Genomic DNA, 13339 nt, shown 5'->3' on the forward strand with positions numbered 1-13339 from the left:
AGCGATCCGAGGCAGATTGTTAATGTCTTGGGCGTAAGCTTTGTCGACTTATCATTGAGTGAAGGTGAAACTGAAGATGATCAGTAAAAGAAAAGTATCTATTGTCGGCGTATTTTGCGTTGCGCTGCTTTCGGGGTGTTCGATTGATCCACAAAACTATGAAACGACGCCAGTGCAATTGAAGACAGCAAAAGGGATTGTGACTTGTCAGTTGTATACCAAAGAACGGGTGCTGTGGGATCGTGCGATTGACCGCCCAAATAACATGAGTGTTCGCGAAGCCGACAATATTTGCCGCGCTGAAGGTGAGCGACAGAAACGGGCAAGCTAAAACAGGGCGCGGGTTAACCCGCGCACGTCAGCTCTAACCTGTAATGTGCGATCAATCCTGTAATGTTTGGGGTTAATAATCGCGCTCAAAAAACACACCAAGACCGCTGTTACCATCCGTGCTGGTCGATCCCTTGACTGTGAAGCTGGGGGTCAGGTCGAGGTTGAGATTGATCTTTTCGTTGCCTTCACTATCAGCGGTGATTTCGGAATATATACTATCCGTAAGATAAGTGCCGGCAGATACTTCGGTTCCGCCATCTTCTGTCGATCCAATATCGAGGTTGCTCAGCCCCAAGCGGCTGCGCAATCCACCATCCAAGCCGCCCCCACCGTTGCTAAGACTCGCGACTGCAGCAGCCAATTGTGCAGCTTGAATCGGCGAAATTGAATCCAATCCACGTCCAAACAGAAGGTGTGCGACGATTTCTTCGTCTGGTAAATCAGGAGAGGACGAAAAGGTGATTTCGGGCTCATCTGCGGCCCCTTCAACGATCACTTGTGCGGTGATTTCATCGGTGTCAGTTTCGCCAACAAACCGAATATAGGGGATCAAAGATCCACGAAGGTCAACCAATCCCTCAGCCAGTTCGATTCGTTGGCCGATAATGTCAATCCGGCCACGAATTAGTTCAAAAAAGCCGCTGGGGCTGACTTCTTTTGTTGTGCCCCGAACTTGAAGCTCTCCGCCCAGCTCAGCATCCAGCCCAAGGCCACGCACAAAGATCTGATTTGGAGCATTAATGGCCAAATCCAATGGGAAGATCACGGGTTTGGATTTCTCTTTTTTTATCAAGCCGGCTCGTTCGCGGCTGGCGCGCACACTTGCGGGTTCATTGACATGCCTAAGGCCGGGAAGATCCTTGATGCCGGTACCGACACTGGGGCTTAGGCGAATTTCTGTTTTCCCCAAATCGATCCTGCCGCTGATTAACGCACCGGCCAGTAGGGGCCCCGTGATCTTGATATCGCCATTTACAGACGTCTGATACAGTTCCGGGTCACGGATGGTGAAGGTATTAAGTTTGATCGCAAGGTCAGCTGGGAGAGGTGGGTTGAGGGTGATGGGGCCGCTGGCTTGAATAGTTCCACCTAGTGCAGATTGCCCTGTGAGATTCATATTGGCCTGCCCGGAAGAGAGATTGGCAGACCCTTGGATGTTTTCAAGAGCGAGATTAACCGATGGATCCGTCACGCGGGCAGGTCCAATGTCGACAGTACCCGTGATTGCAGAAAGCGATGGCTTACCATTGATTTGCAGGTCATAGCGGGCATTTCCATCTATTGCCGTTGGCTTGATAAATCCATTGATCAAGCCAAGCGGTAGAACTCCAGATACAGCCAACGCGACATTTTTACCGTATTCAATGACGTCGCCAGAAATGTTTGCGGTGGCTCTGCCAGGACCTACAGCGTTCATTTTTAGGGTGATGTTTTCCCCAGATGAATCGTTAAGTGTGGCTTGTCCATTGGCGGATAATGCGCCATCAAAACCGGGGGCAAAGCGGCCAAGGTTGGCTAATCTGGCATCAAAGCTGATCGGAGATCCAGGGCCTGAACCTTTAATATCGGCGGTGACTTCAGCCGCACTCAGGATCAGCTTGCGTAAATCCAGTTCTTTGTTTTGCAGAGCTGCCGACAGCTCAAGTACAACTTTGCTGCCAAGCAGCGCATCTAGGTCCGCGTTTCCAGTCCGTAGGCCGTTGCCTTGCAGGTTGGTTTCGACATCGAATTCACGTCCCTTGAATTTGCCGTTACCTTTACTGTTCAGATCAATCGATCCTGACAAGGGCATGTTGATCAGCGGTGCAAATTCCGACAGATCAGGCACCTTCAAAGTAAGCGTTCCATCAAAGGGCAGGGTGTCATCATAGGGTTGCACCATCCCGCTGGCAGACAGATCCGCACCAAAGACCGCAGCGGAGAGGTGCTTCAGTGTCATCGTTTCCGTGTCACCAGCCCAGTCCAGATTTGTATCGAGCAAGGCCGAACCATTGAGGCGCGGATCGATGGCCGATGCGTCATCAATTTCAGCCCTGAGCATAAAGGTGCCGTCTTCACCTTTGATCAGCTGGCCAGCGGCTGTGGCTGTCAGGGCGTCATTAATGATGTTAAATGCGTCCAAACGCAGGCCTTTTTCATCCTGTGCGGCCTTGGCGACCAAGCGTGTATTCCCAGACATCAGAGCATCAATGCGCTCTTCGCCTATCTCAATATCTGATGAAGTCAGATAAAGTTCAGCAGCAAAGGGCGCGTTAATGAAATCGTCTCCGGCTTGCGCGGCGCCAGTAAACTGAAGGTCAACCACACCTGATAATGGCATCTGCGCGATGCCAGCAAAGGCCGAGAGGTCAGCCGCACGAAAGTCGATATCGCCATTAAATGGTAGGCTTTTATCTTCTGGATTTACAGCACCGGATACGGACAGCTCAGCCTTCATGGCAGTTGCGATCAGCTTGTCGATTGTTAAATCTTGCCCTGAGGCCCAACTGATCGCAGTATCAACAGTCGCTGGGCCAGAGAGAGTAGGTTCAACCAGTGCCAGTTCTTGCAATTTGGCAGCAAGGGTCAAATCACCTTTGTCTGGATTTAAGTGTGCTTGAATTTGGGCGTCAACTTCGGGGCTGTTGATCGTCAAGCTGTCGAGAGTTGTGCCCGTCGTGTCGCGCCGTGCCGAAACTTCAAGTTTGGCGCCGCCGGCCAGCAGCGGATCAAGGCGGGTTTCGCCGATCTTCAAGTCAGTTGAACGGATAGAGAGATCCGCATCAAAGAAATCCCCAATGAGTTCGGCTTCTCCGCGCAGGGCAAGTTGAACCGCGCCACCAAGATCACGCTGGGCCAGCCCAGACAGGCGGGAAAGATCACCGGCACTTAGGTATGCTCGGCCACGAAAAGGAAGACCTTTGGACAAGCCACCAAGACCGCCGTTCGCCAATAGTTTCAAATCTCCGGTTTGAAACTCTAACCCGCGCAGGTTTATGCCAGTATTCTTTTGCCAGACAACGCTGGTTTTACCAGTTAATGCCGTGTCAAGAGCACGCGCCAGATCAGGGTTTTCATGTGCGATGCCATCGATACTTAAAGTGATGTCACCAGCAAGTTTGCGAGGTTTCAGGCGGCCAAATGTACCGTTGGCCGTGACTGTGGTTTGAGCGAGGCTGATACCGTCATCGCGTGAGAAATCAGACAACGCCAGTTGCATTTCCCATGCTTCACCAGCCTGAACGTCATAGCTGGCTGTGATGTTCGCGGTGTCGATATATGTCGCAGGGCCCGTTGTCGGCAGGCGGGTTTTCCCTGTACCGCCCAATTTTCCTACGACGTTGAACTTACGTGGCCAACCGCCCGGACCCAAATCAACAGCACCATCGAGTTGTAGGGCTGCTGAGCTGAGAAAGAAGCGTTCTAGATCGGTTGCACCATCGGCTGTGGTTGTCCCTTGCAGGCTAAAAAGTGTTTTTTCTCCAAAAAAGGGCTGCAAATCCGGGGTGAAGAGTGCGCGCATATCGCCGCCCATGTTTGCCGAGAAATGAGTGATCCGCTCGCTGGGATCCTGACCTTCCTCTTTGAGAGTGACAACCCCGGCCAGCCGGGTCTCGCCCTCGGTAGCCATAACGATGTCGGCACTGAAATCGGAAAGTGGTGCATCAGCAATCACCTTGAGTGACAAGGGCGGTTCACCTGGGACTTTCAATAGCTTGGAGCCGATCCCTTCTGCATCTTCTTCAAGATCTAAGTTAATCTTCAGTTCCCGGCTTTCATTGGAATAACTGCTGTCTAACCGCAAATGCCCGCGGTTTTTCGGCTGGCGCGAGATATCCAATAAGGCAGAGCCATTGCCGCCTTCCAATATAAGATTGCCTAACACTGTCAGGTCGACCTCTTCCCCCAGAATGCTTTCGTCAAGTTTGACCTGACTGATGTTAATATTGCCGACGTTGACTGAAACGGGCAGTTCGGGCAGGGCGAAGGGCTGTGCAACGGTATCTTCGGTGCTTGGGGCCTCTGAACTGTCGGGTAAACGTGTGATAATCAGCTCAGAGGCGGTTAATTCATCAACTTTGAGACGCCCACGCAAAAGTGCACTACGGGTCCAGACCAGAGAGGCATCACGCAGAGTCAACCAAACCCCGTCAGCATCAGATATGGTCATCTCATCCAATGTTGCGTTGGAAGAAAGCGCGCCTTGGAAACCTTTGATCACAACGTCTCGGCTGGCACCCGACAAAGAGCTTTCAATTAGACCTTCGAGAAAACTGCTGTCATCTGAGGCCTCTTCCTCTTGTGCAAATACGGGGGCTGTAAAAGCGACAAACAGAGAGATGAAAACAAATTTACGCATCAAAAGGCCTGACCAATACCGATGTAGAATTCGAAATCCTTACCGGCATCATCATCGAAGGGGGTTGCGAGATCAAAACGGATCGGGCCGATACTGGTGGCATAGCGCACGCCCAGACCACCACCGCTGTGCCATTCGCCGTCGTCAGTGTTGAACGCCTCTTGTCCAATAAAACCAGTATCGGCAAAGGCCACGGCTGAGAAATTACCCGCCACGGGAATGCGCGCCTCGCCTGAAAACCCAAGGAACGCGCGGCCGCCTATGACTTGTCCGTTACCGAGTGTCACACCAAGGGATTCGTACGGCTGCCCGCGTACGGTATCAGCGCCACCAGAATAAAACAGATACTCTGGCGGGACGTTCTCAAGGCTTGAACCAGTAACAGCACCCAGCTGCATGCGCCCTGCGAATACCAGGTTTTTACTTGAACCAACGGCCTTGTAGCTGCGCAAATCCGCATAAATACGTGCCCCGGTATCGGATTCCGCCAGCTCGTAAAAGGGTGTCACTTCTAGATTGGTGTAGAACCCTTTGCGGGCGTCTAATTCCTTGTCTCGGGTATCCCAGGTTAATTTCGCTGGCAGCACAAGGTGCTGCAAGGTCCGCGATCCCAAATTGTCGGTCACATCAGAGAAGCGGTATCCGATCCCCAATTCACCATAAAGATCATCGGAAAAGTCATGTGTTACGCCGCCGCCGACCTGAAAGTTGTAATCACGAAACTCGGGTTCATCTTCCAGCTCGACGCCAAGCTGCAAGAACAAGCCCGTATCGCGGGTAAAGGTCGATGGGCGGTCATAACGACCGATGACACTGTAATCGATACCGCCCGTTTCGCCGCCAATGCCGCCGACTTTTCCGTCAATTTTTAAGCGGTCGGCGTCACGGCGGATATTGCGGTGCAACCAAGAGCCGGAAAGGGTCAAGCCATCGATGGTTTCAAACTCGATCCCCGCACCGATACGCCGCCGTTCGGCGTTGATCATCTCTGCATTGATATCAAGTGTATTGTCTGGATTGATCTCATCAGCTTCTTGCAGCACAACCGATTGGAACGTTCCGGTTTTACGTAAGCGATCCGCGGCATCGCGCAACTCGCGTGGAGAGAACGTTTCGCCGGTTGGAAGATCTGCAATGCGCTGGATGCGTTTTGTCGAAACAGATTCGACCTTAACCACATTCAACTTGCCGAATTTCACTTGGCGTCCCGGCGCAATTCCGACTTCAGCCGATAGGGTTTTACTGTTGTGATTAGCTGTGATGTTTTCACTGCTGATGTCAGCCTTGGCGTGGCCGTGGTCACGCCATGCCGAAATGGCCTCGATTGCGGCATCACCGACAAGCCCGCTGAGGGCCGGACGCCCGGGGGCAAAGCCTTCTGGCAGTTCGGCACCGGGGGGCAGGGGCTGCACGGATGCTTTTGAAAAAGCAAACTTTGGCCCGTGTTTGACCGAGATCTGGATCTTGTTGACTTCTCGGGGCTCACCAACGGGGGGAATACTGGCCGCCTCGCGTCCATCGACGTTGACTTTTACAATGCCACCATAATAGCCGTGTTCGTATAAAACGCTGGTCATTCGCGCGTAATCTGCTCGGGCGGCGGCAAGAATGTCTTGTGACGTGCTTTCCTCTTCGCCTTTGGTTTTGAGGGTTAAAGATGCCGCCTTAAGGTCTTTTGCCAAATCCTCGCTCGCGCCGGGGGCGTAAATCGTCAACTCAACCGCGCCTGATGTCTGAGCTGCAAAGGCTAACCAAGTGGTAAGACAAAGAAATTTCTTAAAATTTGATTCGAACACGCTCAGACCCCGTCACTTGTTGTAAATATTTCATCACAGGGCGATGAAGGCCATGCCTGAATTGCGAAAACACAAATAATACCGGCCATTCTCTGCCTATATTATTGTGGCGTTGTCGTCTTATAGATTAAACTTACGGCTGCGGCATGCCCCGTGCGATGTCGGCGTCACGTTCGGCTTGTGGGCGGGTGAAACGGGCCAGTAGATCGTAAAGAACTGGGGTCACTACTAACATCAACGCCGATGCCATTGCCAAACCAGCTACGATAACGGTGCCAATCGCAATTCGGCTTTCGGCCCCAGCGCCGCTGGCCAAAACCAATGGCAAGGCGCCAAGAATGGTTGACAACACGGTCATCACAATTGGACGCAGACGCTGAATGGAAGCCTGTAAAACTGCATCGCGAGTGTTCAGGCCGGTATCGCGCAGTTGGTTGGCAAACTCGACAATCAGAATACCGTTTTTGGCTACCATGCCGGTCAGCAAAATGATCCCGATCTGGCTGTAGATATTGAGTGATAGCCCAGAAATGCCCATCGCATAGATTGCCCCAGCCAGACCTGCAGGCACCGTTAACATGATAGTGATGGGGTGAATGAAGCTTTCAAACTGTGCGGCAAGCACCAAAAACACAATCAGTACCGACAGCGCAAAAATCAAGGATGTGCCTGATGTGGTGTCTTTAAATGTACGAGATTGCCCCTCGAATCCCAGTTTCGCCTCGGTTGGCAGAATATCTTGTGCAAGAACCTCGACAGATGCCAGTACTTCACCCAGATTGTACCCCGGAGCCAATGCGCCAGACAGCTGCACTGACGGCAAGCGATCAAACCGGCGCAAGGAAGGAGCAGCGGCGTTTTCCGTCAGGGTGACCAGCGCGCCAAGCGGTACCAGCGTTTCGCCATTTCCAGCCCGCACAAAAATATTGTTAATATCGGATGGATTATCACGGTCATCTGCTTTGGCTTGAAGCAAAACTGGATATTCACGACCACGGCTGACAAAACCTGTTACCTCGCGTGATGCAAGAAAGGTTTGCAAGGTGCTGGCGATGGTTTCGACCGTTATGCCTAAATCATCCGCTCGTGCCCGGTCGATGCTGATATCAAGCTGTGGCAGGTTTTGCTCAAAATTGATTTCGGGATTGACCAGACCGGGGATGTTTTCCGATGCCTCCAGTAACTCAGTTGCCCAGTTTTTTACACTCTCAAAGTCTGGTCCGCCAACCACAAGCCGCACGGGAGATGAACTTCCGCGCAGGCCAAGTCCTGCAGGAGCTACGGGGAAGCCGCGCGCAATGGTGATCTTGCCCATCTGCGGCATGATCCGGCCAATCACGTCTGACACCGTTGCATCGCGGTCCTCCCATGGAGATAGCCGGAACACGACAAACGAACGCCACGCCCGATTGCCCCATCCTGTAAAGGTGTAGACTGTCTCAAGAAGGCCTTCTGCGCGCATCGGTGCAAGAATATCTTCGACTTGGCGGGCTGCCGTATCGGTATGGCTTACTGTACTGCCCGCGGGTGCGGTAAGGGGAATAAAGCCCACGCCGCGATCTTCTTTCGGGGTCAACTCACGTGGCAGGGTCTCATAAACCAAAAATGCCCCAGAACAAAGTGCCGCAGAGAGCGCCAGAACAACCAAGGGCATTCCGAGTGCACGTTTCAGGAGGGCTTCGTAGCCGCGTTCGATGGTTGACTTTTCAAGCTCAGAATCCAATTTAGCAGGTGATTTACGGGCGCGTAGTAGCTTGGAGGCCAGAGCCGGGCAGGCGGTCAGCGCCACAAATGTGGAAATAATCACCGTTGCCGCCAGAACCCAGCCAAATTCAACAAACAGTCGGCCGACCTGACCGGGCATAAAAGATAAAGGTACAAAAACAGCGGCTAACGTAACCGTGGTGGCGATGACGGCAAAGGTGACCTGCCGGGCACCTCGTAGGCTGGCAACAATCGGGGTATCGCCACGTTCAATCCGGCGCTGGATATTTTCTAGCACCACAATCGCGTCATCCACGACCAAGCCAATGGCCAGCAACAAAGCCAACAATGTCAGGGTGTTGAGCGAAAAGCCCATAGTATTGATAAAGATGAAACACCCGATCAATGAGATCGGAATGGTTATTGCAGGAATGAGCGTAATCCGCACGCTGCGCAGGAATAGCAAAATCACCAAAATGACCAAACCAAGTGAAATCATCAGTGCGGTGAGAACTTCTCGAATTGATGCACCAACAAACAGAGCGTCGTCAGATCCAACAATGATTTCCATACCTTCTGGCAGGGTTGGCCTAAGCCGGTTAATTTCGGCGCGCACGGCCTTTGAGATGGCCAAGGTATTGGATTGGCTTTGTCTTAGAACGGCCATGCCGACGGCATCTGCCCCATTTGCACGCACAATTGTTGTGTCGTCTGTCACGCCGGGTTCTACCACCGCGACATCGCCCAATCGGACAGGATAGCCAACGATACGGTCAATTACGATGTTGCGAAAATCATCAACCGCGTTCAGGCGGCTGTTTAACCGCACGGTTAGTTGGCGGTTTTGCGATTCAAGCTCGCCGGCGGGCAGTTCAAGATTGTTGCGGCGCAGGGCGGCCTCTACATCTGAGACAGTTAATTTTCGTGCTGCCAAGGCCCGCCGATCCAACCAAATGCGCACAGCAAAAGGCCGATCACCATAAATTCTGACATTAGCCACGCCATCAATCGTTGAAATTCGATCGGAGATAAACCGATCCATGTAATCGGTGATTTCGGCGGTGGTCATGCGTGACGACGTAACCGCTAGACGCATCACCGGGTCTGCGTCGGCATCGCTTTTGATTACCTGCGGTTCATCGGCTTCTTCTGGCAGCTGCCCGCGTACACGACCAACGGCGTCACGGACATCATTTGATGCCTGATCAATATCGCGTCCAACATTGAATTCAAGAGTGACGCTGCTGCGCCCCTGACGACTTTCGGAACTGATAGAACGTAAACCTGTGATGGCAGATACTGCGCCCTCAATCGTTTCGGTAATATCAGTGTCCACGACCTCAGCAGCGGCGCCGGTATAGGTGGTCTGGATCGTTACAACAGAGTTATCGATGTCAGGTAATTCGCGGATTGGAATGGATTGCACCGCGGCAATACCAAAAACGATGATCAACAGGCTTGCGACAGCGGCCAGAACAGGGCGGCGAACAGCGATGTCAGATAGGGTCATGAACCGTTGTCCGTTTGGGTGTCATCATCGGAGCTGGGCACAGCGCGGGTAATTTGACTGCCGTCGCGAACACGCTTTAATCCGCGAATGACCACCTCGTCTCCCTGTTGTAAACCCTCATTGATTGCGACGATACCGTTGTGTCGCTGACCTGTTGTTACGGCGCGACGTTGGGCCATGTCGTCTTTGATTATAAAGACATAAGTTGAGGCGGCTTCAAATATGATCGCCTCCTCAGGCACGACTAATGCGTCATACTCTGACAATATCAGGGTCAATGACATGAACATACCAGCGGGCAGGATTCCATCGGGGTTTGGAACAGTGGCACGCGCGCGAAAGGCGCGGCTGGTCGGGTCGATCCGTGTGTCAATGGCGGAAACTGTTCCAAAAAACGTTCGGCCGGGAAAAGCAGCTGAGCGCGCGCTAATGGACTGACCGATAGAGATTGTTGCAAACAACGTTTCAGGTAAGGAAAATTCCACCACGACCTGTGATAGATCATCAAGTCGTGTGAGGGTTTCACCTTCGTCGACACGCGCACCCAGATCAATTTCGTTCAACCCCACAACACCGGCAAAGGGTGCACGAATGGTGCGGTCTTCCAGCTGTTGCTCCATCCGGTCAAGCTGTGCACGCGCCTCTGCGAGACGGGCAGTTACCTCATCAAGGGACGCCTGCGAAACGGCGTTTGTCAGCCGGAGCTGTTCAACACGTTTGAGAATTTGCTGCTGCTCGGTCAAGCGGGCGTGGGCTTCAGCCCGGTCAGCCTGTTCAATTGCATCATCCAGCCGGGCAAGTATGTCGCCTTGCGCCACGGTTTGCCCCGGTGTGATTTCAAGCGACACGAGCCGACCGCTGGACAATGGCACGATTGCGATTGAGCGGAGCGCACGAGTGGTGCCAACCGCCTCGACGCTTTGGGTCAGTTTTTGAGGTTCAGCTTTGGCTGTTTCAACCAGAATAGGACGGCTGATGCGTTGTGTTGTTGCCGTTTCTGGCGAGGCAGATTGATGACGAAAATAGCTGTATCCACCATAACCCGCAGCTGCCAGAAGGCACAGGATAAGAATTTGTTTCCAGACTGGCACGCAGATACCCCACAATATCCGGCGACAGGGCCGGTTTTCTTCGAGTCGCCAGAAAGGTAAAGCAAGCCGAGGGAATGGCAACTCCCTGTTTGGGGCTGCCATCCTTTCATAGGCTCACATACCTGTGAGGCAATCAGCCGCGTGGTAGGCTCATATCAGGATCATAGGGCGCCGGAGGTATCACAGTGCAGGGCACAAGATCGCCAAGGATATCGATCACTGCTGCTGTGCCGTCGTTACTTTGATCTGGATCAACAAATGCATAGGCCAGATTGAGGTCCGTTCTGTGGCCCCAGTCACCAGATGTCACAGTGCCAATGATCTTACTACCCTGAATGACAGAGGCCCCACCATGCGCTGCCGCGTCAGCGCAATCAACTTTGAGCGTGACCAGCTTGCGATTTGGACTAGATTCGCGACGCTTCAGTAGTGCCTCTTTGCCGATGAAATCCTTATCAAGCTTCACAAAGCGATCAAGTCCGGTCTCAAAGGGGTCGAATTCCGTGATTAGATCTGCCTTCCAATGCAGGAAGCCTTTTTCCATGCGCATCGATTCAACAGCGCGGGCCCCAAAGAGTGTCATGCCATGCGCCTTACCTGCGTCGCGCAAGGCACGATAGGCGGAATAGAGATTGGCGTTGGGAACATGGATTTCATAGGCTAGCTCACCTGAGAAGCTGACTGCCATGACTGTGGCGGGGGCAAAGCCGATGAAACACTCGCGCACCGATAGCCATGGAAATGCGTCCTTGGACCAATCAATGCGAGAGACTTCTGACAAAACATCACGGGAGTTCGGTCCTGCAAGCACCAGAATGGTTTGATCGTTGGTCAGCGACTTGATTTGTACATCTTCGTCATCGCGTAGGTGTTGGTTGAGCCAATCCATGTCGTGGAATTCTGATGCAGCAGCAGAACCATACCAGACTCTGTCTGGTCCACGATCCGAGGCAGGAATATTGGCAACTGTGGCCTCTCCCTTGATCATTCCATGATGGTTCAAGAGGTATCCGAGCCCAACTCGACCGTCGCGTTTGGTTACCGCACCGCAAATCATGCGATCAAGGAATCTGTGGCGATCGGAACCTGTAATCTCAATGCGGTTGAATCCGTTAACCTCAGCCAAACCAACCGCTGTCTGCACAGCTTTGACCTCGGTGCTGACAATGTCGTGGGCTTCATCAAATTTGAAAGAATGCGTTACGTGGAAATCTGGTGACGGCTTGAAATACTCAGCCCGTTCCCAGCCATTGACGACTGTGAACTCTGCGTTTTCAGCCTCCAGAACCGGAGTGAGCGGAGTTGTTTTGGCATAACGGCCTGCAGGGCGATGTTCATTGGGGAAATGAAAGCGGAATTCGTTTTGGTAATCTTCGATGGCTTTCAGTGCCGTTAATTCCACATTGGTGTGACCGGTGAAACGTCGCGGATCAAGGCACCAAGTGTCATAACATGCCTCGCCGTGCACGATCTGCTGGGCCAAAAGCCAACCATGACCACCACCTTCACCCAAGCCTGCGCGCAGGCCGATGATACAAAAAGCATTCCGTTTTCCGGGGATGGGACCAACCAAGGGGGCACCGTCGATCGTATAGGTGATTGGGCCGTTCACAACGGTGTGAATCCCAACCTCCATCAGGGCAGGCATTCGCTCGAACGCGCCTTCGAGCACATCTGTAATGCGGTCAAGATCATCAGGGCAAAGCGCGTTGACAAAGTTGGGGTCGATTCCGTCCATGCCCCATGTTTTACAACCTTGTTCATAAAATCCGACCAGCAGGCCGTTTTTTTCCTGTCGCGAGTAATAATCTGAGATAGGGCAACGTAGCAGCGGCATACGATGACCTGCTTCTTTGATAGCGGGGATTTCCTCGGTCAGGAAATACTGGTGTTCCATCGACATGACGGGGTGGTGCACACCCATCATCGCACCCACTTCATTCACGCGATAACCGCAGGCGTTGACCACAACCTCACAATCAATATCACCGTGTTCGGTATGCACGGTCCAGCTGTCGTCTTTGTGTTGGGTCAACCCGGTCACAGGGGTATTACGGTATACCTCAGCTCCAGCCTTTCGGGCGCGTCGAGCCAGAGCCTGACACAGCTGCGCCGGGTCGATATCGCCATCCTGCCCATCCCACAGCCCACCAATAAGATTTTCGGTTGAAATTAACGGATGACGGCGAGCGCATTCTTGTGCATCAATCACTTCAAATTCCACATCCATGCCGCGGGCCATCGATGAAAAGTGACGATAGCCTTCCATCTGTGCCTCGGTATTGGCAAGGCGAATGCCGCCATCGGCATGGTGGTAGTTGATCGGATATTCCGGATCATCGGCCAGCTCTTTGTACAAATTGATCGAATGCGTCTTGAGCCCAACCATGGTCTGGTTCATGCCAAAGTTGGTCACCTGAGCTGCTGAATGCCATGTTGTGCCGCTGGTCAGCTCATCTCGTTCTACCAGGACAACATCTGCCCAGCCTTCCTGAGTGAGGTGATAAAGGGTCGAGCAGCCGGCAATGCCGCCGCCAATTACAACACAACGGGTCTGCGTTTTCAT

Annotated in this window: 6 protein-coding genes; 1 reads left to right on the forward strand and 5 read right to left on the reverse strand. The window is 52.8% G+C overall.

Annotated elements, in window-relative coordinates; all coding sequences use genetic code 11:
• Positions 1–64 precede the first annotated feature (64 nt).
• Positions 65–331 carry a hypothetical protein gene (locus D9A02_RS11740; protein WP_254054614.1) on the forward strand — a complete coding sequence of 89 codons (267 nt, stop codon included), beginning with the start codon at positions 65–67 and terminating at the stop codon, positions 329–331.
• A 72-nt stretch (positions 332–403) separates the two neighbouring features.
• Here D9A02_RS11740 and D9A02_RS11745 read toward each other — a convergent pair whose 3' ends face one another.
• From D9A02_RS11745 to D9A02_RS11765, 5 genes are all read right to left on the reverse strand, one after another.
• Positions 404–4672: a translocation/assembly module TamB domain-containing protein gene (locus tag D9A02_RS11745; RefSeq protein WP_120501138.1), complete on the reverse strand. Its 4269-nt coding sequence runs from the start codon at positions 4670–4672 to the stop codon at positions 404–406.
• A complete protein-coding gene (locus D9A02_RS11750) occupies positions 4672–6387 on the reverse strand; it encodes an autotransporter assembly complex family protein (protein WP_254054615.1) in 1716 nt (571 codons plus the stop codon). The genes D9A02_RS11745 and D9A02_RS11750 overlap by 1 nt, the downstream gene beginning before the upstream one ends.
• Positions 6388–6601: 214 nt before the next feature.
• Positions 6602–9682, reverse strand: coding sequence for an efflux RND transporter permease subunit (locus D9A02_RS11755; protein WP_120501140.1), 3081 nt, complete (start codon positions 9680–9682; stop codon positions 6602–6604).
• On the reverse strand, positions 9679–10773 hold the full coding sequence (locus tag D9A02_RS11760; protein WP_162933047.1) for an efflux RND transporter periplasmic adaptor subunit: 1095 nt from the start codon (positions 10771–10773) through the stop codon (positions 9679–9681). Before D9A02_RS11760 ends, D9A02_RS11755 begins: the two co-directional genes overlap by 4 nt.
• 133 nt (positions 10774–10906) lie before the next feature.
• Entirely contained in the window at positions 10907–13339 is a 2433-nt protein-coding gene (locus D9A02_RS11765; protein ID WP_120501142.1) for an FAD-dependent oxidoreductase, read from the reverse strand.

The organism is Roseovarius sp. EL26, assembly GCF_900327775.1.
Lineage (GTDB): Bacteria > Pseudomonadota > Alphaproteobacteria > Rhodobacterales > Rhodobacteraceae > Roseovarius.